20 protein-coding genes are annotated in these 22541 nt (G+C 69.6%); 2 read left to right on the top strand and 18 right to left on the bottom strand.

What is annotated here, in order from left to right:
- Window positions 1-70: 70 nt before the first annotated feature.
- The 15 genes from AB3K92_RS03195 to AB3K92_RS03125 form a co-directional block, all read right to left on the bottom strand.
- Window positions 71-1183: an alkene reductase gene (locus AB3K92_RS03195; protein WP_059587582.1), complete on the bottom strand. Its 1113-nt coding sequence runs from the start codon at window positions 1181-1183 to the stop codon at window positions 71-73.
- A gap of 171 nt (window positions 1184-1354) precedes the next feature.
- A complete protein-coding gene (locus AB3K92_RS03190) occupies window positions 1355-2572 on the bottom strand; it encodes an MFS transporter (RefSeq protein WP_059587580.1) in 1218 nt (405 codons plus the stop codon).
- A gap of 208 nt (window positions 2573-2780) precedes the next feature.
- Window positions 2781-3098 (bottom strand): hypothetical protein, encoded by a 318-nt coding sequence (locus tag AB3K92_RS03185; RefSeq protein WP_059587579.1) that lies wholly within the window; start codon window positions 3096-3098, stop codon window positions 2781-2783.
- 175 nt (window positions 3099-3273) lie between these two features.
- The gene (locus AB3K92_RS03180; RefSeq protein ID WP_021158262.1) at window positions 3274-4191 is read right to left on the bottom strand and encodes a LysR family transcriptional regulator; all 918 of its coding nucleotides are present in this window, start codon (window positions 4189-4191) and stop codon (window positions 3274-3276) included.
- Between the two features lie 75 nt (window positions 4192-4266).
- The gene (locus AB3K92_RS03175) at window positions 4267-6528 is read right to left on the bottom strand and encodes a molybdopterin cofactor-binding domain-containing protein (protein ID WP_059587577.1); all 2262 of its coding nucleotides are present in this window, start codon (window positions 6526-6528) and stop codon (window positions 4267-4269) included.
- Window positions 6528-7028, bottom strand: a complete 501-nt coding sequence (locus tag AB3K92_RS03170; protein WP_021158264.1) for a (2Fe-2S)-binding protein — start codon at window positions 7026-7028, stop codon at window positions 6528-6530. The genes AB3K92_RS03175 and AB3K92_RS03170 overlap by 1 nt, the downstream gene beginning before the upstream one ends.
- Window positions 7025-8305 (bottom strand): cytochrome c, encoded by a 1281-nt coding sequence (locus AB3K92_RS03165; protein WP_059587575.1) that lies wholly within the window; start codon window positions 8303-8305, stop codon window positions 7025-7027. The genes AB3K92_RS03170 and AB3K92_RS03165 overlap by 4 nt, the downstream gene beginning before the upstream one ends.
- The gene (locus AB3K92_RS03160; protein WP_021158266.1) at window positions 8302-8547 is read right to left on the bottom strand and encodes a hypothetical protein; all 246 of its coding nucleotides are present in this window, start codon (window positions 8545-8547) and stop codon (window positions 8302-8304) included. Before AB3K92_RS03160 ends, AB3K92_RS03165 begins: the two co-directional genes overlap by 4 nt.
- Window positions 8548-8716: 169 nt before the next feature.
- On the bottom strand, window positions 8717-9841 hold the full coding sequence (locus tag AB3K92_RS03155) for an FAD-dependent monooxygenase (RefSeq protein WP_059587574.1): 1125 nt from the start codon (window positions 9839-9841) through the stop codon (window positions 8717-8719).
- A 168-nt stretch (window positions 9842-10009) separates the two neighbouring features.
- A complete protein-coding gene (locus tag AB3K92_RS03150) occupies window positions 10010-11134 on the bottom strand; it encodes an amidohydrolase family protein (RefSeq protein WP_059555627.1) in 1125 nt (374 codons plus the stop codon).
- A gap of 40 nt (window positions 11135-11174) precedes the next feature.
- Window positions 11175-12833: a cation/acetate symporter ActP gene (gene actP / locus AB3K92_RS03145; RefSeq protein ID WP_369464426.1), complete on the bottom strand. Its 1659-nt coding sequence runs from the start codon at window positions 12831-12833 to the stop codon at window positions 11175-11177.
- Entirely contained in the window at window positions 12830-13189 is a 360-nt protein-coding gene (locus AB3K92_RS03140; protein ID WP_021158270.1) for a DUF485 domain-containing protein, read from the bottom strand. Before AB3K92_RS03140 ends, actP begins: the two co-directional genes overlap by 4 nt.
- 86 nt (window positions 13190-13275) lie before the next feature.
- Window positions 13276-14502 (bottom strand): FAD binding domain-containing protein, encoded by a 1227-nt coding sequence (locus AB3K92_RS03135; RefSeq protein ID WP_059587570.1) that lies wholly within the window; start codon window positions 14500-14502, stop codon window positions 13276-13278.
- A 1-nt stretch (window position 14503) separates the two neighbouring features.
- Window positions 14504-14989, bottom strand: coding sequence for a VOC family protein (locus tag AB3K92_RS03130; protein ID WP_059587568.1), 486 nt, complete (start codon window positions 14987-14989; stop codon window positions 14504-14506).
- A gap of 134 nt (window positions 14990-15123) precedes the next feature.
- Window positions 15124-15396: a ubiquitin carboxyl-terminal hydrolase 14 gene (locus tag AB3K92_RS03125; protein WP_021158273.1), complete on the bottom strand. Its 273-nt coding sequence runs from the start codon at window positions 15394-15396 to the stop codon at window positions 15124-15126.
- Window positions 15397-15610: 214 nt separating this feature from the next.
- On the opposite strand from AB3K92_RS03125, the gene AB3K92_RS03120 reads away from it, so the two are divergent.
- A complete protein-coding gene (locus tag AB3K92_RS03120; RefSeq protein ID WP_059555619.1) occupies window positions 15611-16882 on the top strand; it encodes an NAD(P)/FAD-dependent oxidoreductase in 1272 nt (423 codons plus the stop codon).
- Window positions 16883-17075: 193 nt separating this feature from the next.
- Here the strand turns inward: AB3K92_RS03120 and AB3K92_RS03115 are convergent, their stop codons facing one another.
- Both AB3K92_RS03115 and AB3K92_RS03110 read right to left on the bottom strand, forming a co-directional pair.
- On the bottom strand, window positions 17076-18500 hold the full coding sequence (locus AB3K92_RS03115; RefSeq protein WP_369464425.1) for an efflux transporter outer membrane subunit: 1425 nt from the start codon (window positions 18498-18500) through the stop codon (window positions 17076-17078).
- Window positions 18497-19543: an HlyD family secretion protein gene (locus AB3K92_RS03110; RefSeq protein WP_021158277.1), complete on the bottom strand. Its 1047-nt coding sequence runs from the start codon at window positions 19541-19543 to the stop codon at window positions 18497-18499. Before AB3K92_RS03110 ends, AB3K92_RS03115 begins: the two co-directional genes overlap by 4 nt.
- Before the next feature lie 83 nt (window positions 19544-19626).
- Here AB3K92_RS03110 and AB3K92_RS03105 point away from each other — a divergent pair, with 83 nt between their 5' ends.
- Entirely contained in the window at window positions 19627-21204 is a 1578-nt protein-coding gene (locus tag AB3K92_RS03105; protein WP_369464424.1) for an MFS transporter, read from the top strand.
- 144 nt (window positions 21205-21348) lie between these two features.
- Here AB3K92_RS03105 and AB3K92_RS03100 read toward each other — a convergent pair whose 3' ends face one another.
- Entirely contained in the window at window positions 21349-22170 is an 822-nt protein-coding gene (locus AB3K92_RS03100) for an alpha/beta fold hydrolase (protein WP_042973930.1), read from the bottom strand.
- Between the last annotated feature and the right edge of the window lie 371 nt (window positions 22171-22541).

Raw genomic sequence — 22541 nt, 5'->3', positions numbered from 1 at the left:
CGGCTGGTACCGCCGGCGTGAGCCGGGTGCACAGGTGCACAGGTGCTCGCGCGCCTGCGCACCTGGGCGCTTACGCACTCACGCCCGCCGCATCGTGACGCGCATAGTCGACATAGCCCGCGCGGTCGCCGCCGTACCAGCCGACCGCCTTCGGCGCGGCGAGCGGTGCGTTCGCCGCAAGGCGTTCGACCAGATCGGGGTTCGCGATGTACGCCCGCGCGAACGCGACGAGATCGGCGTCGCCCGCGTCGATCAGCGCATTCGCGGCATCCGGCGCGATGCCGCCGTTGACGATCAGCGTGCCGCCGAAATGCTTGCGCGCGTTCGCGACGATGCGCGGCAGGTCGGGCTCGCCGCTCCAGCCGTTGGTGTCCGCCGCGTGCACATAGGCGACACCGGCTTCGTCGAGCATGCGGCCGACGTACGCGTACGTCGCATCCGGATCCGCGTCACGCACATTGTTGTATTTCGCGTACGGCGAGATACGCACGCCCACGCGGCTGAGCGGCATCACGGCGCCGACCGCGTCGACGATCTCCTCGAGGAAGCGCGCGCGGTTCGCGACCGAGCCGCCGTATCGGTCGTCGCGGCGGTTCAGCGTCGACGACAGGAACTGGTGCGGCAGGTAGCCGTTGGCCGCGTGGATCTCGACGCCGTCGAAGCCGGCCGCCATCGCGCGAACGGCCGCGTCGCGGAATTCGTCGACGGTGTCGGCCACCTCGTCCGTCGTCATCGCGCGCGACGGCGTCGCGTGGATCTTCGTGTAATAGCCGTTCTGCAACTGCGCCCACACCTGCAACTGCTCGAGATCGTCGTTCACGCCGGACGGCGACAGCGGCGCGGCGCCGCCGAGCAGCGTCAGCGAGCTCACGCGGCCGCCGTGCCACAGCTGCGCGAAGATCCGGCCGCCGTTCGCATGCACGGCGTCCGTGACCTGCTTCCAGCCGGCCGCCTGCTCGTCGGTGACGAGCCCCGGCGTCAGTTCGAACGAGGCGGACGCCGGGCTGACGTTGGTCGCCTCGGTCACGATCAGGCCGGCGGACGCGCGCTGCGCGTAGTACTCGGCCATCAGCTCGGTCGGCTGGCCGCGCGACGGCGCGCGCGAACGCGTCATCGGCCCCATCACGACACGGTTGGGAAGCGGCAGGCCGCGCAGGTCGTAGTGGCTGAGCAGGGAAGACATGATGGATTCCTTTTTGCGTGAGGCAGGGCCGCGCCGCGTGTCGCGTGGTGGCGACCGGTCAGGCGGCGGGCCCTGCGGAAAGTTCGAAACAGACGGAAGTGACGTGCCGGCAGCGTTCCGGCGCGCGAGCGGCCCGGAGGGCGTCGCGCGTGAACCGGTGCCGGCGCCGGTTCAGGACTGTGCGTGGCGTTGTGCGTGCGGACGCCCGATCGCGAGGTAGTGGGCGAGCGCGATGACCGGGAACGCGCCGGCGACTGCAGCGACGAGCGGCCAGCCGCCGTGTTCGTACAGCGGGCTCGCGAGCGCGGAGCCGATCGCGCCGCCGACGAAGATGCTCGTCATGTACAGCGCGTTCAGCCGGTTGCGGCTTGCCGCGTGCAGCGCATAGATCTCGCGCTGGCCGAGCACCATGTTCATCTGCACCGCGAAGTCGAGCACGATGCCGGTGACGACGAGGCCATACAGGCCGGCGCCGTGGATCAGCGCGACCGCGTACGACAGCGCGCCGGCGACCAGCGCGATCAGCGTCGCCCGCACGCCGTGGCCGGCATCGGCGAGGCGGCCGGCGACCGGGGCCGACGTCGCGCCGATGGCCCCGACCAGCGCGAACAGGCCGATGGCCGATTGCGACAGGCCGTAGTGGCGCGTGAGTTCGACCGGCACGGCGGTCCAGAACAGGCTGAACGACGCGAACATCAGGCCCTGGTAGAACGCGCGATGGCGCAGCACCGGCATCGTGCGGACCAGGTGCAGCAGCGAGCCGATCAGCTCGAAATAGGTCGCGCGGTGATCGGGCTGGCGCGACGGGATCGTCAGCGCGAGCACGGCGGTCACGAGCGTCATCAGCACCGCGGCGGCCGCGAACACGAAGCGCCAGCCGAACGCGTCGGCCACCACGCTCGACAGCGGGCGCGCGAGCAGGATGCCGAGCAGCAGGCCGCCCATGATCGTGCCGACCACGCGGCCGCGCGAATGATCGGGCGCGAGGTGCGCGGCGAGCGGCACCAGGATCTGCACCGCGACCGAGCTGAAGCCGATCAGCAGCGAAACCGCGAGGAACAGTCCGGGCGTCTGCACGACGGCCGCCGCCGCGAGGCTCGCGATCGACACGACGGCCGTGACGATCATCAGCTTGCGGTTCTCGAGCAGGTCGCCGAGCGGCACGATGAAGAACAGGCCGAACGCATAGCCGATCTGCGTCAGCGACACGATCAGGCTCGCGGTTGCGCCGGACATGTGCAGGCTGGGCGCGATGAGTTCGGTGATCGGCTGCGCGTAGTACAGGTTCGCGACGATCGCGCCGCAACTGAACGCGAACAGCAGGATGAGGCCCTGCGTGAGCTTGGCCGCGTGCCCGTGGGCCGCGAGCGGGGTGGATTCTGCTGACATGGTCGACTCCTTCGAAAGAGATGTCGGGGGCCCGGCTGTCGGGCGGGCGTGATGGGATACGGGTGTTCGGTTGTTCCGGTGTTCGCCGCGGCGAAACGCAAGCCGCCGCATTGCCGACAAGGTTATTGATCGATCGATAACAAGAGAATACGGCCGGCGCGCAATCGAGCTTTGCGTGCGACGCAAAGGGGTCGGAGCGCGTGCGGGTTCATGTGAGGGGGACGAGGCCGAGGCCGAGATCGGTTGCGAGCCGCATGCCGGGGAGGGCGAGGGTGACCGCTGCGACGCGGCGCGTGGCCGCCCACGACGCGGTACGCGGCGCGACGTCGCGCGCGTCGGCCGGCAACGCCTGCGCGAGCGTGGCCGGGGCGGCGAGCGCCTTCGACTTGCCGGATGCCGGATGCGGGCGCGGCGTGCGGGCCGCGTCGCCGACGCGCGCGATGCGCCCGTGCGCGAACGCGGGGCCGAGGACATCGAAGACGGCGTGGACGTCCTGGACGGACGGGCCGGCGTTCGCGATCGTCATGTTGGGCCTCTCGAAACGGGCCTCCGGCGCGGATATCGCGGATCGCAAGGCCCCTGAGAGCAGTCTGGATCGGGTGGACTGAATAGTCCTAAACCGCGTCTTAATTCACTTGATCGATGCGGTGTGCGCGCGGGCGCGGCCGCGCGGTTTCAGCGACGGGCATCGACGGCGGGCGTCAGCGGCGCTGCCCCTGCAGCGTCGGAATCTGCGCGAACAGCCCGGCGAGCCAGTCGACGAACACCTTGAGCTTGACGGGCGTATGCCGGTTGGGCGGATACAGGATCGAGATCGGCCGCGGCGGCGTGTTGAAATCGGTCAGCACCTCGCGCAGGCGCCCCGATTGCAGGTACGGCTCGACCAGGTACAGCGAGGTCTTGATCAGGCCGATGCCGGCGACGCCGCATGCGATATAGGTGTCGGCATCGTTGACCGCGACGGTGCCGCACATCTGCACGATGCGCGTTTCGCCGTCGACGACGTAGTCCCACGGCCGCGGCCGCCCCGTATCGGCCGACATGTGGCTGACCGCGATGTGCTGCGCGAGATCGTCGACGGTTTCGGGCGCGCCGCAGCGTTCGAGATACGCGGGCGCCGCGCACGTGCAGGTGGTCAGGCTGCCGATCCGTTTCGCGACCAGCCCCGAGTCGTCGAGCGCGCCGATGCGCACGACGCAATCGACGCCTTCACCGACGAGGTCGATCTGCCGGTCGGTCACGCCGAGTTCGACCGAGATGCCGGGATGCGCGGCGAGAAACTCGGGCAGCGCGGGCACCATGATCTGCTTGGCCATCGCCGGCGGCAGGTTCACCTTCAGGCGGCCGCGCGGCACGTTGCGCGCCTGCGAGACGGCGGCCTCCATGTCGTCGATCTCGCGCAGCACGCCGACGCAGCGCTCGTAGTAGGCCTGCCCGTCCTCGGTCAGCGAGATCCGGCGGGTGGTGCGGTTCAGCAGCCGGCAGCCGAGATGCTGTTCGAGCGTGCTCAGCAGCGCGGAGACGCGCGGCGTCGTCAGCCCGGTCGTGTCGGACGCGCGCGTGAAGCTGCCCGTCTCGACGATGCGCGTGAACACGCGCATCGAAAGCAAGGTATCCATCGTTCGGAAATCTCCAGCCTGTTCGTTGCCTGCGCCGGTGCATGCCGGCGCGGCTTGTATGTCGGGGTGCCGCCGCTACGCGTCGATGCGCTTCCTGAGCCCTTCGCCCGCGAACGGCATTTCGCGCATCCGCTGGCCGGTCGCATCGAAAATCGCGTTGGCCAGCACGCCCGCGGTCGGCCCCATCGACGCCTCGGCCGCGCCGAGGAACGGCGCGCCCGGGCGGTTGATCAGGTGCACCTTGATGCTTTGCGGTGCCGCGCGGAAACGCAGGATCGGGTAGCTGCTCCAGTCGAAGCTGCGGATGCGCTGCGTATCGTATTGCAGCGCCTCGTACAGTGTCCAGCTTGCGGCCTGCACGATGCCGCCTTCGATCTGGTTGCGGATGCCGTCCGGCGACACGACCTGGCCCGCGTCGACGGCCACTTCCGCGCGGTCGAGCGTCACCTGGCCCGTTTCCGGCACGACCGTGATCTCGACCGCCATCGCGACGTAGGCCATCAGGTTCTTGTATTTGCCGAACGAGAAACCGACGCCGCGGTTGCGTTCGCGCGGCGGCCGGGGCCAGCCGAACTTCGTCGCGGCGAGCTTGATCACCTGGCTCGCGCGGTGATCCTGCATGTGCCGCAGCCGGAATTCGACCGGATCGACGCCCGCGGCGTGCGCGAGCTCGTCCATGAAGCTCTCGATCGCCCACACGTTGGTGTGCGCGCCGAGCGAGCGCATTGCGGAGGTCTGCAGCGGCATCGTCGGCGAGAAGTTGTTGACGATGTGCATGGTCGGCAGTGCGTACAGCGGGATCGCGTTGCGATCGCCGCCGCCCTCGGGCTGCAGCATCGGCGTCGACGGCGCGGGCACGAACGGCGGCTCGAGCATCCGCGCGGGCAGCAGCCGGCCGGCATTGACGATCCGTTCGTTGTGCGAGCTGCTCCACAGCGCGTAGTTCCAGTCGACGATATGGCCGCTCGCGTCGAGCGACGCGCTGAGCTCGGTGACCATCGCGGGCGTGAAGTGGTCCCACGTGTGTTCCTGCTCGCGCATCCATTGCACGCGGATCGGCTTGCCGGGCAGCGCCGCCGCGATCAGTGCCGCGTGCGCGGCCACGTCGTCCGCGCCGTTGTGCCCGTAGCAGCCTGAACCCTCGGTGTGGATGCAGCGCACGCTCGCCTTCGGCATCGACAGCATCTCGGCGAGCGCGTCGCGCAGCGGATACACGCCCTGCGAGTGGGTCCACACGGTCAGCATGCCGTTCTCGAGATGCGCGACCGAGCACGACGGCCCGATCGAGCCGTGCAGCAGGTAGTTCTTCAGGAACGTCGCGGACAGTGTTTTCGTGGCCGGCGCTGTGGCGCCCTTCGTGTTCGCGATCTCGATGCGCTGCGTCGCGATTCGCTTCAGGTCCTGATGCACGGTGCCGCGCTCGGGCAGCGCGCGGCCGGGCGACCAGCGGCTGCCGGCGGCCAGCGCGCGCTGCGCGACGACCGCCTGCCATTCGCCCTGCGCGACGACGGCGAGCATGCTGCCGTTGCGCACGATCCGCACCACGCCCGGCATCTTCAGGATCGCGGCTTCGTCGAACGACAGCAGCTTCGCGTCGTACACGGGCGGCATCACGACACGCGCGTGCAGCATGCCGGGCAGTTCCATGTCCTGCACGTAGCTGACGCCGCCCGTGACCTTGTTCGGAATGTCCACGCGCGGCAGCGACGTGCCGATCACCGAGAACGTGGCCGGCGGCTTCAGCGGCGACGTCGGTGTCGCGCTGCGGTGCAGGTCGACCGTGCGCACCGCGTCGCAGTAGCGCATCGTGCGGCCGTCCGGCGCCTTGATCACCGCGTCGGCGACGGTGAGCGTGCGCGGGTCGACGCCGAACTGCTTCGCCGCGCCGTCGACCAGCAGCCCGCGCACCTGCGCGGCCGCGTTCAGCAACGCGGAGCCGCTGTCGGCCATCGTGTGGCTGCCGGCCGTCAGGCCCTCGTCCGGCGACGCGCCGGTGTCGGCGGTCAGGAACGTGATCAGCGAGGGCTTCATGTTCAGCTCCTCGGCCGCCACCTGCAGCAGCGCGGTCCGCACGCCGGTGCCGAGCTCGACCTTGCCGGTGAACACGGTGACCTTGCCGTCGGGCGTGATCTTGATCCACGCGTCCAGCAGCGGGTTGGTCTTCAGGCTGCCGGCCAGCGTTTCGGTCGCCTTGGCGACGTGGACGGCGGCGCCTTCGTCCGCGATCACGAGCTGCGCGGTGGCACGCGTGACCGGCGCGAGGCTGAACGCGACGAAGAGCGCGCCGGAAACCATGAAGTGCCGGCGGCCTTCGTCGATGTCGTCGGTTGGGTTCATCAGAGTCCCTTGCTGATCATGACGGGCGCGGCGGCCGGTTCCGGGTCCGGCAGGCCGGCGACCTGGCGGATCGCCGCCAGGATCCGCATGTGCGTGCCGCAGCGGCACAGGTTCGGTTCCATCTGGGTGCGCAGTTCGCGTTCGGTGGGTTTCGGGTTGCGCTCGAGCAGCGCCTGCGCGCGCATGATCATGCCCGCGATGCAATACCCGCACTGCGCGGCCTGGTGATCGATGAACGCCTGCTGAAGCTTGCCCGGATGCGCGGCGCTGCCGAGGCTTTCGACGGTCCGCACGCGGCGCTCGCCGAGCGCGGACACCGGAATCAGGCACGAGAACATCGGCTTGTCGTCGACGATCACGGTGCATGCGCCGCATTGCCCGAGGCCGCAGCCGAATTTCGCGCCGTGCAGGTGCAGGTCGTTGCGCAGCGCGTACAGCAGCGGCGTGGACGGATCGATGTCGAGCGTGTGCCGCACGCCGTTGACGGTGAGGGTGATCATCGCGCGCTGTCCTCCTTTCTGAGCTTCGCGGCCAGGGTGTCGACGCCGCTCCACGCGGGACGATCGGAATATGCTTCCCGCAGGTACGCGGCGAGATCCGCGATCTGCGCGTCGTCGTACTGGTCGATGAACGACGGCATGTAGTTCAGCGTGTCTTCGCCGTGCCAGCCGATCCCGTTGAACATCATCTGGATCGCGTTGCGCGGCGTATCGGCGGCGACGGCCGTGCTGAACGCGAGCGTCGGCCGCTCGCCGATCGACTGCATCGGCGCTGCCGGCCCGTGGCACTGCGCGCACGACGCCTGGAACAGCACCGCGCCGCGCTGGCCGGCGGGCGTCGTCGGGCCGTGTCCGGCACCGGCCGTCGCGGGCCGGGCGGCCGCCGGCTTCTGGATCGACAGGATGTATGCGGCGATCGCCTCGACGTCTTCCTGCGGCACGGTCGCGAGATCGCGCGTGACGGGCAGCATCGGGCCGGCCGCCGCGCCGTGCTCGCTCGCGCGGCCGGTGCGCAGGTAGGTGACGAGCTGCGCCTGCGTCCATGGCTTGACCGCGCTGCCGAGCGCATTGAGCGGCGGTGCCTCCCAGCCGTCGACGATACCGCCGTCGAACGCCTTGCCGGCCTGTTCGCCGCCGATCGCATTGAGCGGCGAATGGCACGACGCGCAGTGCCCGAGGCCGTCGACGAGCAGCTTGCCGCGATTCCATTGCGCGGATTGCGACGGGTCGGGCCGGTACGCGCCCTCGCGCAGGAACAGCACGTTCCAGAACGCGACCAGCGGCCGGAAGTTCAGCGGAAAAATCAGGTCGTTCGGCGGGGTTTTCGTTCGCACCGGCTCGCGGGTCATCAGGTACGCGTAGGCGGCCGTGATGTCGTCGTCGGACATCCGCGTGAAGTGGATGTACGGAAATGCCGGGTAGAGCGGATGGCCGTCGCGGGCGATCCCGCTGCGCAGCGCGCGTGCGAACGCGTCGCGCGACCAGCGGCCGATGCCGGTGTCGGCATCCGGCGTGATGTTGGTCGCGTAGATCGTGCCGAACGGCGTCGCGAGCGGCAGCCCCCCGGCGAACGGCTTGCCGTCGTTCGCGGTGTGGCACACGACGCAATCGCCGAGCGCGACCACACGCGCGCCGGCGCGAACGAGTTGCGGATCGAACGACGCGCGGGCGGGCGGATCGATCGGCGCGATCGACGGCTTGAACATGATGCCGATCGCGATCGCCAGGCCGACGGCCGCGATGGCGGCCGCGCCGAACCAGAGTCGTTTGTGCTTCATGCGCGCTCCACGCGAACCGGTTCGCCCGCGATCGTTCGAGCGGCGGGGCAATGGCGCGGATGCCGGCCGCGCGCGACGGCGCGGGTTCGGCTGCCGCGGCACGCGGGGCTGGATGGAAGGTCGGGCTCGCGCGTGCCGGCGGCGGTCGTTCCGGTCGGTGCGGCCGGATGACGGCGGCGCATCGCCGGGCGATCCGGCCATGGCGAGGCGGCCAGGTGGCAGCGGTTCGCGGCGGAGATCATGTCGTTGCTCCAGGTGTGGGGAGGCCGCGCGGGCAATGACGCAATCGCGTCATCGTGTGCGAGGCGGATGATGGAGGGCAGTCTACGCGGGCGTCGGCGGCATTTCCTGAAACTGCGCTGAAACGTTCTGAACCCCGCTGCGGCCCGGCCTGGCGCGGGCGCCGCTGCGTCAGCACGGCGTGCCGAGACCGAACGCCGCGGCCAGCTGCGGGCCCTTCTCGAGCAGCGACGTCACTTCGTCGCGCCGTCTCGCCGACCATTGCGCGAGGCGCGCGACGACGTCGGTCGCGTCCGCCGGCAACGCTTCGGCGAGCGACACCGCATCGCTCGCGGCCTTCGACGTGCCCGATGCGGTATGCGGGCGCACGGTGCACGCCGCATCGCCGATCAGCGCGATTCGACCATCGACGAATGCGGGGCTCAACGCATCGAAGATCGCCTGGTTGAACGGCATGCGCGTCGCGTGCACCAGTTGCGCGAGCAGGGCCGGCAGGCGTTCGCCGGCGAGTTGCCGCAGTGTCGCGACGACGTCGTCGGCGAGCTGCCCCGGATGCACGGACGCGTGATGGACGTGGCCGGCCCGATCGGTCAGGTGGTGGCGCAGCGCGTCGCGATCGGCTTCGTTGCGATACCAGAGCCAGTTGAAGCGGCGCGTGCCGGGCACGAGCGAGCCGTCGAGCGCGGGAATCAGGAACGCCATGAACAGCTCGCCCGGCGCCTTGTGCAGCGTCATGTTCTCGACCAGCGGCGCGATCGACGCGGCATCGAAATCCGCTTCGTCGACGATCCCGCGCCACGCGAGGTAACCGGCGAACGACGGCGCATAACCGGGAAAGAGCTGCGCGCGCAGGGTCGAGCCGGCCCCGTCGGCGGCGATCAGCACGTCGGCGCGCAGGCGCTCGTCGCCGAGGTGGACGTCGACGCCGTCCGCGTCCTGGTCGAAGCCGGTGACCGTGCGGCCGTACCGGATGCGCCCGTGCGGCAGCGTTTCGCACAGCGAACGGTAGACGGCGTCCCACGACGAAAACGGCAACATCTCGGGCTCGTCGCGCGTGACGATGCCGCCGCGATCGATCCAGCGCCGCCGGTGCGTGGGCACGCTGATCGCGTGGCGGCAATGCCGGCCATGCCGTTCGAGAAACGCCATCATCCGGCGCAATACGGCCACGCCGCCGCCCTGGCCGCGCAGCGGCGACGGCGAGCGTTCGCAGACCGTCACGTCGTGTCCGACGCAGTCGAGCGTCAGTGCGGCTGCGAGACCAGCGATCGATCCGCCTGCAATGACTATCTTCATCGTGGGTAACTCCGGTGTGCGGCCGGTGGCGTGCGTCCCGGCCAGGCGCCGTGATGCACGGCGCCGCGCGCCTGCGGCCACGGCTGCTGCGGATCTTGCCATGTCCGGCCGCGGGCTGCGCCGACGGTGCAAGCGCGGCGGGCAGGCCGCCGTGCGCCGGCCCGACTGCTAGATCCGCAGCAGCTTGCCCGCATTGCCGCCGAGGATCATCGCGCGCTGCTGCGCGCTCAGGTCGACACGGTCGAGAAAGCGCACCGGCTGCTCGTAGCCCATGTCGAAACAGTAGTCGCTGCCGAGCACGAGCCGGTCGACGCCGACGTTCTCGATCAGGAAGTTCAGCACGGGGCCCGAATGCGACACCGTGTCGTAGCTGAAGCGCCGCAGGTAGCTGCTGGGCTTCTGCGCGAGCCGGCGCGTTTCGGGCCGCACGGTCCAGCCCGCGTCGAGGCGCCCGACGAGGATCGGCAGCGCGCCGCCCGCGTGCGGCAACGTGATCTCCAGCGTCGGGTAGCGGTCGAGCACGCCGCCGAGGATCAGGTGCGAGCCCGCGATCGCGGTATCGAACGGGTTGCCGAGCAGGTTGCTGAGGTAGAAATCGCCGAGCCGTGCGCCGCCGACCGTCTGCTGCGGATGCAGGAACACCGGCAGGCCCAGTTGCTCGATGCGGGCGAACACGGGCGCGAACAGCGGATCGTCGAGATCGCGGTTGTCGATGTTGGTGCCCATGTACACGCCGCGCACGCCCGGCAATTGCGCGGCGCGCTCGAGTTCGTCGATCGCGTCGGCCGCGTTCAGCATCGGCAGCGTCGCGAGCACGACGAAACGCGTCGGGTGCCGCTGGTAGACGCGCGACGCCGACGCATTCCAGTCGCGCGCGAGCTTCGCGTTGAACGGCCGGTCGCCCCAGTACGCCATCGGCACGCTGAGCGACAGCGCCTGGACGTCGACGCCGGACGCATCCATGTCCTTGAGCCGCGCATCGACGTCGATGAACTTCATCGGCAGCGGGCCGAGGCCGCCGGCGGGCGTGCGGAACGTGAACGACGTGTCGTCGCACACGAACGAGCCGCCGAAGCGCTTGCCTTCGCCGCCGACCAGGTCGCAGAAGCTCTCGGGGTAGTAATGCGCGTGGATGTCGATCGAGCGCGGCCGGTGCGGCGGCAGTGCGGCCGGGGTGCCGGCGCTGCCGGCGGCCGACGCGGACTGTCCGGCGACGGCGGTGCCCGCGAACGCGGCAAGCGCGCCGAGCAGGCGGCGGCGTCCCGGCGACGGGCAGCAGGTGCAATTCAGCATGGTGTCTCTCATGGTCTATCGAGGGTGCGTGACGTGCGGTTCAGCCGCGTTGCGTGATGGTCGTCGAGATGCCCGCCGTGAGGCCCATCTCGCACGCGACGAGCTGCGTGTCGAACTGCGCGCGCTCGCGTTGCGCGCGTGCCGAACGATCGGTGACGGAGAACAGGACGACGCCGGCGAAGGCCGCCGCCATCGAGAACAGCGCCGGGTATTCGTACGGATAGACCGCGTGCGCATGGCCCAGTACCTGGACCCACACGGTCGGGCTCAGCACGGTGAGCGTGACGGCCGTGGCGAGCCCGAGCAGGCCGCCCAGCACCGCGCCGCGCGTCGTCAGCCCGCGCCAGTAGATCGAGAGCAGCAGCACCGGGAAATTCGAGCTGGCCGCGATCGAAAACGTGAGGCTGACGATGAACGCGATGTTCTGCTTCTCGAACGCGATGCCGAGCAGGATCGCGAGCACGCCGAGCACGACGGTCGTGGCGCGCGCCACGCGCATTTCGTCCCGGTCGGACGCCTGCCCGCGCCGCAGCACGTTTGCGTAGAGGTCGTGCGAGATCGCCGACGAACCCGCGAGCGTGAGCCCGGCGACCACGGCCAGGATGGTCGAGAACGCGACCGCGCAGATGAAGCCGAGGAACACGTTGCCGCCGACCGCATGCGCGAGGTGGATCGCCACCATGTTCGCGCCGCCGGCGATCGCGCCGGACGCGTCGTGGTACTGCGGGTCCGACGCGACCAGTGCGATGGTGCCGAAGCCGATGACGATGATCAGCGCATACCCGATGCCGACGATGCCGGTTGCGTAGAGGATGCTCTTGCGGGCCGCCTTGACGTCGCCGACCGTGAAGAAGCGCATCAGGATGTGCGGCAGGCCCGCGGTGCCGAAGATCAGCGCGAGGCCGAGCGACACGGCCGAGACCGGATCGGACACCAGCCCGCCGGGGCGCATGATCGCCGCGTGTTTCGGGTGGACGAGAATCGCCTGCGCGAACAGCGCGTCGAGGCTGAAGCCGAAACGGCTCAGCACCATGATCGCCATGAACGCCGCGCCGGCGAGCAGCAGCACGGCCTTGATGATCTGGATCCAGGTGGTGGCCAGCATCCCGCCGAAGAACACGTAGACGACCATCAGCACGCCGACGACCAGCACCGCGACCGTGTAGTTCAGGCCGAACAGCAGCTCGACCAGCTTGCCCGCGCCGACCATCTGCGACACGAGATACAGCAGCACGATGACGATCGAGCTCGACGCCGCGAACGCGCGGATCGGCCGTTGCCGCAGGCGATACGACACGACGTCGGCGAGCGTGTACTTGCCGAGGTTGCGCAGCGGCTCGGCGATTAGGAACAGGATGATCGGCCAGCTCGCGAGAAACCCGACCGAATAGATCAGCCCGTCGTAGCCGCTCGTGAACACCAGCGCGGAGATGCCGAGCAGCGACGCGGCCGACATGTAGTCGCCGGTGATCGCCCAGCCGTTCTGGAACGCGGTGATCTTGCCGCCCGCCGCGTAGTGGTCGGCCACGCTGTGGTTCTTGCGCGCGGCCCAGCGCGTGATGAACAGCGTCGACGCGACGAACACGACGAACATGCCGATCGCGACGGGATTGTGCCCGTGCGCGAGCGCGGCCGGGCCGGCCGCGAACGCCGGTGCACAGCCGCAGGCGGCGAGCAGTGCTGGGAGCAGGCGTTTCATGATGCGTCTCCGTGGCGAAGGGCCGCGACGACCGTGTCGTGCACCGCATTGGCGCGGAACACGTAAAGCGCGACCAGCGCGAAGGTTGCGACGAACATGCCGAACCCGACCGGGATGCCCCACGGAGTCGGCCGGCCCGGCACGATCGGCGTGCCGAGCAGCGTCGGCGAAAACGCCAGCGTCAGGATGAACGCGAAATAGAGGGCGAGCATGACGAACGTCAGCGACCAGGCGAACAGCCTTCTGCGCCGGACGTGTTCGCGAAAGCGGGCATCGCGCAGCAGCGGATGCGTGGCGTATGACGGTGCGGCCGGTTCGGGCGCGGTGCCGGCGGTGGCCGGAAGCGGGTGGTTCACGGTGTCTCCTTCTCGTCTGGAATGGCCTGGCAGGGCTTGGCTTGGCGCCGCGCGCCGCGCGTGTCGCGCACGGCGCCCGTGCATGCTCAGAAATGCGGCGGGACGGCGGTTTCCCGCATCACGACTTCCGGCGTGCGATAGCGCTCGGCCATTTCGCGCTCGGTGTCGTTCCTCAGTTGCGCCTGCATGTAGGCGCCGAGGTGGCGCGCGTGCTCCACGATCGCCGCGCCGAACGCCGTGCGCGTCTCGCTGTATTCGCCCAGCGCGTCGAGCGTGTCGGCGCGCGTGGCGAGTGCGGTGACGAGCGCGAGCGCATCGCCGGCGGCCTTCGTGACACCCATCCCGCAATGCGGCCGTGCGACGAACGCGGCGTCGCCGAGCAGCGCGATCCGGCCGAACGCCATGTTCGGCACTTCGAGGTCGTAGATCGGCTGGAACAGCGGCTGCGTCGCGCGTGCGACGACCTCGGCGAACTGCGGCGCCAGCAGCGCGTGGGCGGCGTCTTCCATGTCGTCGAGCACCTCGCGCCGGATCAGCGTCGGCGGAATGCCGCCCGCCCACAGCTTGCCGGTCGCGTCGGTCAGCAGGTCCGGCAGGTCGGTGTCCTCGCGGGTCGCGCGATACCACACGAAGTTGTAGCGGCGCTCGCCCGGCTTCGTGCTGTTGCCCTGGCCGGCGACCGGATAACCGAGGATCTGTTCGTGCGGCGGCAGGCCGAACGCGAAATTCCCGAACAGCGTCGCGTGGGTCGCCTCCGACAGCCCGGGTTCGTCGACCAGCCCGCGCCACGCGACGTAGCCCGCATATTGCAGCCGCGCGTCCGGCAGGAATTTCTCGCGGATCGCCGAGCGGAAGCCGTCGGCCGCGATGACCAGGTCGGCATGCACGACCGAGCCGTCGGCGAGCGTGACCGACGCGTGCCCGGGGCCGTCCGCGACGTCGGTGACGACCGCGCCCGCGCGGTAATGCTGGTCGGGCAGCGCCGCGCGCAGCACGTGGTACATCTTGCTCCATGCGGTGAGCGTCTGCGGCATCCGGCGTTCCGATACGACGGTGCCGTCGCGGCCCAGCGTGATCCGCGACTCGACCTCCACGCCGATCGATTCGTCGATGCGCACGCCCGCTGCGCGCATCACGTCGAACAGTTCGGGATGCGTGACGATCCCGGCGCCGCGGCCCGACAGCGCGTCGGGCACCCGTTCGAACACGTCCACGTCCCAGCCGTTGCGCAGCAGGAGGTTCGCGGCAAACAGGCCGCCCAGCGAGCCGCCGACGATCGCGGCCTTGCGTTTGGTCGAAGTGCGGTGGTTCATGTCAGTCTCCGTGTGCTTGCGAGTCGCCGGCCGGGACGGCGGCGGGCAGTGTCAGCCCCGCGACTTCGGCGGCGGGGAAGTTGAGTTCGATCGTCACGCCGGACGGGTCCTCGATGAACACCTGGTGCAGCCCGAGGCTCGGCACGGTGCGATCGCGCCACGCGACGTGTTCGGCGCGCAGCGTGTCCCACATCGCCTCGACGCCGGTCGCGAGGAAGGCGATGTGGTCGACGGTGCCGGTGCCCGACGCCGGCAGTGTCTTGTCGCCGAGGTAGGCCGCGAGCCCGTCCGGGTTGGCCGGGTCGATGCCGATGATGTGGACCGTGCCGTAATCGCTTTCGTCGCCGCCCTTGTAGAGCCATGCGCCGGGAAAGTCGAACGGCGGCCGGTAGCCGCGCTTGAAGCCGAGCACACGTTCGTAGAACCGGCACGATCGCTCGAGATCGAGCGTGCGGATCGAGTAGTGCGCGAGTCTGGATACCGTCATGACGAACCTCTTGTTTATCGATAGATAAGTTATCGTTCGATAAATACTAGTAGAAAAATGCGGCGAGAAGAAGCCGCGATCGAACCGTGTATACCCTCGGTCGAAAACGGTGCCGGATGCCGGTGCTCGGCGGGTTACGGCGTGATTTCGCCGGCCATCACGTCGTCCGCGTAGCACCAGACCCAGCGCTCGCCGGGCTCGATCGAACGGGCGAGCGGGTGCGTCGTTTCATGAAAATGCCGGCTGGCGTGACGGTTCGGCGACGAGTCGCAACAGCCGACATGCCCGCAGCTCAGGCACAGGCGCAAATGCACCCATTGGCTGCCGGACTTCACGCATTCCTCGCAGTAGTCCTTGTCGGTGTTCAGGATGCGCGCTTCGCCGAGGTGGGTGCAGGTCGTGGCCATCTGCCGCTCCGATGCCGGCGCAGGGGGCGCTCGCAGCGCGGCCGGCGCGAAGCTGCGAGCGGGGGAACACGATGTATTTTGGACGGCGCGCATCGCGTGCGGACCTTAATTCTAATGAAACACGGCGGCCGTGGCGACGATGACGACTACAGTCACACGTGCGGCCGGCGCGGGAACCGGCCGGGATTCGACACGCGGTCAACGGGAGACGCTCATGGCGCAGTCGCAGCATGTCAAGGTCATCGGCCTGCCTCACAGCAAGGAGGCCTACGCGATCCGCGACTTCCTGAAGCGCGGCGTGGTCGAGTACGAATGGTGCGAGCTGACGTCCGACACCGATTGCGTGCGCGAGCTGGGCATCGCGCCGCTGCGCGACGTCCGGCTGCCGGTGGTCGTGTTTCCGGACGGCACGTGCATCTACCAGCCGACGCTGCCGGAGATCGCCGCGAAGCTCGGCTGGGTCTCCCGGCCACGCTTCATCGAGTACGACGTCTCGATTTACGGCGCCGGCCCGGCCGGCCTGTCGGCGGCCGTCTACGCGGCGTCCGAGGGGCTGCGGGCCGTCGTGATCGAACGCGACGCGATCGGCGGGCAGGCGGGCACGAGTTCGCTGATCGAGAACTACATGGGCTTTCCGGACGGCATCCCGGGCGCCGAGCTGGCGGAACGCGCGCGCCAGCAGGCGGTGAAGTTCGGCGTCGAGTTGCTGATGATGCGCGAGGGCGTGCATGCGACGTTCGTCGACGGCAAGATCCGCGTCGACATGGCCGACGGCTCGATCCTGACCGCGCGCTCGAACATCTGCGCGACGGGGATCGAATACCGCAGTCTCGGCCTGCCCGACGAACCGAAGTTTCTCAACGCGGGCCTGTATTACGGCGCGGGATCGAGCGAAGCGCCGATGTGCGAGGGCAAGCACGTGTTCATCGTCGGCGGCGGCAATTCGGCCGGGCAGGCCGTGATGAACTTCGCGCGGCACGCGCGCGAAGTCACGATGATCGTCCGGGGCGCGTCGCTCGCGGCGACGCTGTCGCGCTACCTGATCGACCGGATCGAGCGCATGCCGAACGTGACGGTGCGCTACGGCACGACCGTCGACGCGCTGCAGGGCGACGGCCGGCTCGAGGCGATCGTGCTGCGCACGGAAGACGGCGCGCGCGACGTGCTGCCGGCCACGCACCTGTTCGTCTGCATCGGCGGCGCGCCGAACACCGAATGGGCGCGCGATACCAACATCATCCGCAATCCGGGCGGTTACCTGGTGACGGGCAGCGACCTGTACGACTGCCCGGACTTCGCGCGCGTGTGGCCGCTCGAGCGCCGGCCGTACTACCTGGAAACCAGCGTGCCCGGCTCGTTCGCGGCGGGCGACGTCCGTTCGGGGTCGGTCAAGCGGGTGGCGTCGGCGGTCGGCGAAGGGGCGATGGCCGTGACGTTCGTGCACCGGTTCCTCGGCGAGGACGCACACCGGACGAGCGGAACCTGAAGCGCGCGGCAGGCCGGGCGGCGCAGCGGTGCGGGCTTCGACATGGCGGGCCGCGCCGCGACGATGACGACGGCGACGGCGACGGCGACGGCGACGACAACGGTGCTCATGCGGCCACCGTGTTGCCAGCGCCCGTGGCTTGCGTGACCGCACGCACGTCGTGTTGCATCGCCGGCCGCGCGGCGGGTATCTTTCAGAGCCGGTCGTCGCGTTGCGCGACGTTTTGCGGTGCGACGGAGGGCGGCGTCCACCCGCCGCCCAGCGCGCGCACCAGATCGACCGTCGCAATCGCGAGCGCCTGGCGGCTGTGGATCAGCTGGAGTTGCGCGTTCAATGCGTCGCGGTCCGCGTCGATGACCTCGAGATAGCTGACGTAGCCATGTGCATAGCGGCTCAGCGATAGCCGCGCGGCCGCTTCGGTCGAGCGCGCCGCGCTGTCGTAGCGCACGATCCGCTCGTTCTGCGCGGCGATGTCGTTGAGCGCGTCCTGCACCTCGCGCAGCGCGCCCAGCGCGGTCGCTCGATAGTTCGCGTCGGCGAGCGCCGTGCCGGCCTTCGCGGCGGCTACCGCGGCGTCGCGCTTGCCGCCGTCGAACAGCGTTTCGGCCACGCTCGCCCCGAGGCCCCACAGCGAGCTGTTGCGCTCGAGAAACGAGCCGAGGTCGCGGCTCGCGAACCCGCCCTGGGCCGTCAGCGTCAGCGTCGGCAGCCATGCGGTGCGGGCAACGCCGGTTTCGAGCGATGCCGCATCGACACGGCGTGCCGCCGCATAGACGTCCGGCCGTTGCGCGAGCAGCACGGACGGCAGGCCGGGCGGCACCGCCGGCACGCGAATCGCGGCGGCGGTCGGCGCGACCGTGAAGCTGGTCGGCGACACGCCGGTCAGCACCGCGAGTGCATCGACGAGGTTCTCGCGCAGCCGCCGGCTGTCCGCGAGATCGGCGCGCGCGGTATCGAGATCGGCCGCAGCACGCAGCGCGTCGAGATCGCTCGCCGCGCCGGCCCGCACGCGCGCGGCGATCACGTCGAGCGCGGTGCGGCGCAGCTCGATCGCGCGGGCGAGCGTCGCCAGATCCTCCTCGACGAAATGCAGCGTCAGGTAGTCGCTCGCGACCTCGGTCGCGACGCGCAGCCGCACGGCCGCGCGATCGGCGTCGGCCTGCAGCACGTTCTGCCTGCCGATCTCCGCGTCGCCGCGCAGGCGGCCCCACAGATCGACTTCATAGCTCGCGTTGAACGGCACCGACCAGTTGTGCATCAGCCGCTTCGGCAACGCATTGTCGACCGTGCCGGACACACGCGAACGGTTGAATGACGGATCGACGCCGACGGTGGGTGAAAGCGCGGCTTCGCGCACGCCGAGCAGCGCCTGCGCCTGGTCGACGCGCGCGGCGGCCGCACGGATGTCGAAGTTGCCGGCGAGCGCCGCGTCGACGAGCGCGACGAGCGGCGCATCGCCGAACGACGCGGGCCATCCGGCGAGCGACGGGGCCGGTTCGCCGGGCGCATCCGCATGACGGAACCGGTCGGTGCCGACCGGGACGGGCGCGAGCGGCTGCGGCGCGATCGTGCAGGCGCCCAGCAGGCCGGCGGCGAGCAGCGCGGCGAGGCGGCTCATGGCTGTTCCCGGCCGGCTTGCAGCGTGACGACGACCGACAGGCCGGGCCGGATGCGCGGCTCGGTCGACGCCTGCCCGTCGAGCAGGATCTTGACCGGCACCCGCTGCGTGACCTTCGTGAAGTTGCCGGTCGCGTTGTCGGGCGGCAGCAGCGCGAACTGCCCGCCGGTCGCGGGCGACAGGCTGTCGACGTGCCCGTTGAAGGTCAGGTCCGGCAGCGCGTCGAAACGCAGCCGCACGGCATCGCCGGCGCGCACGTGCTTGAGCTGCGTTTCGCGGAAGTTCGCGACGACCCACGGGTGCGGTTCGACCAGCGTGAGCAGCGCCTGGCCCGGCGCGACGTGCTCGCCGGTCTCGACGGTCTTCTTCCCGACGCGGCCGTCCGACGGCGCGACGACGGTCGTGTACTGCAGTTGCAACTCCGCATCGCGCAAGTCGGCGTCGCCCTGGTGCGACACCGCGTCGGCCGCCTGCCATGCGGCCTGCGCGCTGCGCTGCTGCGCTTGCGCCGCGTCGATGCGGGCACGCGCGGACTTGCGCGCCGCGTTGGCCGCATCGAATTCCTGTTGCGACAACCCGCGCGGTGTTTCGCGGGTCAGCTCGCGCGCCCGTGCGTAGTCGAGTTCGGCCTTCTCGGCGTCGGCGTGCGCGGACACGAGCGTCGCGTCGGCCTGCTCGACCAGCGCCTTCGCGCGCATCGCATCGGCACGCGCCTGCGCAACGCGCGCACGCTGCAGCGCGACGCGCACGTCGAAATCGCGCGGATCGAGCCGCACGAGCGGGTCGCCCGCATGCACGAACTGGTTGTCGTCCACCAGCACGCGCTCGACGGTGCCGGCCACGCGCGGCGAGATCACGTGCAGGTGGCCCGTCACGTATGCGTCGTCGGTGCCGCGTTCATGCGCGTCGTATTCGTAGACCAGCAGCGCGACGAGCAACAGCGCGGCGCCGGCGATCAGCACTATCGGCCATCTGCGCGAGCGCGCGGGGGAGGCGGGCGGCGGGCTCGACGCGTCGGTCGGGTTCGTCGGGTTCGTGCTCACGATCGGGTAACTCCATCGAACGGACAGGTTTCTTCACATCGCGCTATGCTTGCGCGAGCCTCAAATACGGGAGCCGCACGACGATGAATACCACGTTCGCCCCCGGTGGCGCGACACCGGGGCCGGCCGCGCCGGCCACCGACATACCGACGTTTCGTTCCATCGCCGCGATCGCGGCCGTGCTGCTCGGCGCGATCATCTCGACGCTGACCTCGCGCATCACGTCGCTCGGGCTCGCCGACGTACGCGGCGCGCTCGGCGTCGGCTTCGACGAGGGCGCATGGATCAACACCGCGTTCACCGCGTCGCAGATGTTCGTCGGGCCGCTCGCGATCGCGGCGGCCTTCGTGTTCGGCACGCGCCGCGTGCTGCTGGCGGGCGCCGCGGTATTCCTGGCCGTCGAAAGCATGCTGCCGCTGTGCACGGACTTCGGCACGTTCATCGCACTCCAGAGCGTAGCCGGTTTCGCATCCGGCGTGTTCGTGCCGTTGACCGTCGGGTTCGTCGTCCGCACGCTGCCGCCGCGGCTCATTCCGTTCGGCATCGCCGCGTATGCGATGAACCTCGAGATGTCGCTGAACCTGTCGGCGACGCTCGAAGGGTGGTACAGCGAACACCTGAGCTGGCGCTGGCTGTTCTGGCAGAACGCGCTGCTGACCGTGCCGTTCATCGTGTGCCTGATGCTGTCGCTGTCCAACGAACCAATCAAGCGCTTCACGTCCGGGATCGACACGCGCGGCATGGTGCTCGGCGCCGGCGGGTTCGCGTGCCTGTGCGTCGCGCTCGACCAGGGCGAACGGCTGTTCTGGTTCCAGTCGCCGCTGATCGTCACGTTGCTGTGTGTCGGCATCGTGATGGTGGCCGCGTTCCTGATCCACGAGCTGGCGTCGCGCAGCGCCGGGCTCGATCTCGGCTACCTCGCGCTGCCCAACGTCGCATGGCTGATCGTGCTGGTCGGCCTCGTGCGCTTCACCGTGCTCAACACGAGCTTCATTCCATCGGCGTTTCTCGCGAGCACCTACGGGCTGCGCCCGCTGCAGATCGGCGACACGCTGCGCTGGATCGCGATCCCGCAGCTGCTGTTCGCGCCATGCGTCGCATGGCTGCTGCAACGCGTCGATCCGCGCCGGCTGATCGTCACCGGCTTCGTGATGGTGGCGTTCGCGTTCGCACTCGGCGCGCGCCTCACGCCCGTATGGGCCGAACCCGATTTCATCCCGTCGCAGCTGCTGCAGGCACTGGGCCAGACGATGGCGCTCACGTCGGTGATCTTCTTTTTCGGCAAGCACGTGACGGCCGAGCACGCGCTGACGTTCGGCGCGGTCGTGCAGACGACGCGCCTGCTGAGCGGGCAGCTCGGCACGACGTCGATCGCGGTGATCCAGCGCATCATGGAGGCTACCCATTCGAATCTCGTCGGTCTGCATGTCACGCTGTCGGATCCGCAAACGCTTGAGCGGCTGCGAGCCGGCGCGGCGTCGCTGGTCGCGCACGGCGCGACCTTCGCGGCCGGTGACCAGGCGACTTACGCGCTGCTCGACCGCGCGGTTCGCGTCCAGGCGACCACGCTCGCGCTGGCCGACAACTTCCGGGTGGCGATGGCGTTCGCGATCGCGGGCGCGCTGATCGGCTTGCTGCTCAGGCCGGCGCGTACGCCGTGAGCGCCCGCCGCAGCAGCGGCGATCCCGGCGATGGCGCATGCGGCATGCGGAATCGCGACGGCCTGAAAATTCCTGAAAAATGCTGAAGGGCGCGCCGGCGTGACGGCATGACAGTATGACGTCCGGCGCGCCGTGTCGCGCGGCTTACGCCTTCAGGAATGCGAGCAGTTCGGCATTGATCCGTGCGGCATCGACGACGCACATGCCGTGCGAGCCGCCCGGGATCACCTTGAGTTCCGCGTGCTTCACGATCTTCGCGGACAGCCGGGCCGAATCGTCGATCGGCACGATCTGGTCGTCGTCGCCGTGCAGGATCAGCGTCGGCACGTCGATCTTCTTCAGGTCTTCCGTGTAGTCGACCTCGGAGAATTCCTTCACGCACAGGTACTGGCCGTGCACGCCACCCATCATGCCCTGGGCCCAGAACGCATCGATCGTGCCTTGCGACACCTTTGCCTGCGGCCGGTTGAAGCCGAAGAACGGCACCGCGAGATCCTTGTAGAACTGCGAGCGGTTTTCCGCGACGTTCTTGCGGATCCCGTCGAACACGTCCATCGGCAGGCCGCCGGGATTGGTCGCCGACTTCACCATCTGCGGCGGTACGGCGCCGATCAGCACGGCCTTCGCGACGCGCTTCGTGCCGTGCCGGCCGATGTAGTGCGCGACTTCACCGCCGCCGGTGGAGTGGCCGACGAGCGTGGCTTCGTGCAGGTCGAGCGCGTTCATCAGCGCGGCGAGATCGTCGGCATACGTGTCCATGTCGTTGCCCTGCGACGGCTGGCTCGAGCGGCCGTGACCGCGGCGGTCGTGCGCGATCACACGGAAGCCGTGCTGCACCAGGAACAGCATCTGCGAATCCCACGCGTCGGCGCACAGCGGCCAGCCGTGCGAGAACACGACCGGGCGGCCGCTGCCCCAGTCCTTGAAGTAAATCTGCGTACCGTCTTTCGTGGTGATCGTGTTCATCGTGTGGGTTCCTGGATGGGTGGAAGCGGCGTGTTTGGGGGCAGCCGCGGCGGCTGCCGGCAGCGCGGCGGCTGCAACGGCGGTCGCGCCGGCGAGCAGCATGTCTCGGCGGCGTGCCGAGGGAAGGGCGTCGGTATCTGCGGGACGCATGAAGTCTCCTTGAACGTGCGGTACATCGATGCCGCGTTGGATGGTGGGTTCGGATCTGCCCGCAGGCGGCAATCCCGCGGGCAGCCGGCATGTGTTCGAGAAGTCGCGCGCAGGCCGGCGCGCGAACGCCGTGAACGAAAGCCGACAGGAGCCTATCCCGCGGCCATGCGGGCTGTACTGAAATCGCGCTGAATTTTCGTGAAGCCCGTATGTGGTGCACG

The organism is Burkholderia sp. Bmkn7 (genome assembly GCF_041103175.1).
GTDB classification, from domain to species: Bacteria; Pseudomonadota; Gammaproteobacteria; order Burkholderiales; family Burkholderiaceae; genus Burkholderia; species Burkholderia cepacia.
This window is presented reverse-complemented; position numbering and strand designations above follow the sequence as displayed.

Excerpts from the sequence above, each read along its gene's own strand:
- AB3K92_RS03195 (WP_059587582.1), bottom strand. The coding sequence starts at position 1,183 with ATGTCTTCCCTGCTCAGCCACTACGACCTGCGCGGCCTGCCGCTTCCC.
- AB3K92_RS03190 (WP_059587580.1), bottom strand. The coding sequence starts at position 2,572 with ATGTCAGCAGAATCCACCCCGCTCGCGGCCCACGGGCACGCGGCCAAG.
- AB3K92_RS03185 (WP_059587579.1), bottom strand. The coding sequence starts at position 3,098 with ATGACGATCGCGAACGCCGGCCCGTCCGTCCAGGACGTCCACGCCGTC.
- AB3K92_RS03180 (WP_021158262.1), bottom strand. The coding sequence starts at position 4,191 with ATGGATACCTTGCTTTCGATGCGCGTGTTCACGCGCATCGTCGAGACG.
- AB3K92_RS03175 (WP_059587577.1), bottom strand. The coding sequence starts at position 6,528 with ATGAACCCAACCGACGACATCGACGAAGGCCGCCGGCACTTCATGGTT.
- AB3K92_RS03170 (WP_021158264.1), bottom strand. The coding sequence starts at position 7,028 with ATGATCACCCTCACCGTCAACGGCGTGCGGCACACGCTCGACATCGAT.
- AB3K92_RS03165 (WP_059587575.1), bottom strand. The coding sequence starts at position 8,305 with ATGAAGCACAAACGACTCTGGTTCGGCGCGGCCGCCATCGCGGCCGTC.
- AB3K92_RS03160 (WP_021158266.1), bottom strand. The coding sequence starts at position 8,547 with ATGATCTCCGCCGCGAACCGCTGCCACCTGGCCGCCTCGCCATGGCCG.
- AB3K92_RS03155 (WP_059587574.1), bottom strand. The coding sequence starts at position 9,841 with ATGAAGATAGTCATTGCAGGCGGATCGATCGCTGGTCTCGCAGCCGCA.
- AB3K92_RS03150 (WP_059555627.1), bottom strand. The coding sequence starts at position 11,134 with ATGCTGAATTGCACCTGCTGCCCGTCGCCGGGACGCCGCCGCCTGCTC.
- actP (WP_369464426.1), bottom strand. The coding sequence starts at position 12,833 with ATGAAACGCCTGCTCCCAGCACTGCTCGCCGCCTGCGGCTGTGCACCG.
- AB3K92_RS03135 (WP_059587570.1), bottom strand. The coding sequence starts at position 14,502 with ATGAACCACCGCACTTCGACCAAACGCAAGGCCGCGATCGTCGGCGGC.
- AB3K92_RS03130 (WP_059587568.1), bottom strand. The coding sequence starts at position 14,989 with ATGACGGTATCCAGACTCGCGCACTACTCGATCCGCACGCTCGATCTC.
- AB3K92_RS03125 (WP_021158273.1), bottom strand. The coding sequence starts at position 15,396 with ATGGCCACGACCTGCACCCACCTCGGCGAAGCGCGCATCCTGAACACC.
- AB3K92_RS03120 (WP_059555619.1), top strand. The coding sequence starts at position 15,611 with ATGGCGCAGTCGCAGCATGTCAAGGTCATCGGCCTGCCTCACAGCAAG.
- AB3K92_RS03115 (WP_369464425.1), bottom strand. The coding sequence starts at position 18,500 with ATGAGCCGCCTCGCCGCGCTGCTCGCCGCCGGCCTGCTGGGCGCCTGC.
- AB3K92_RS03105 (WP_369464424.1), top strand. The coding sequence starts at position 19,627 with ATGAATACCACGTTCGCCCCCGGTGGCGCGACACCGGGGCCGGCCGCG.
- AB3K92_RS03100 (WP_042973930.1), bottom strand. The coding sequence starts at position 22,170 with ATGAACACGATCACCACGAAAGACGGTACGCAGATTTACTTCAAGGAC.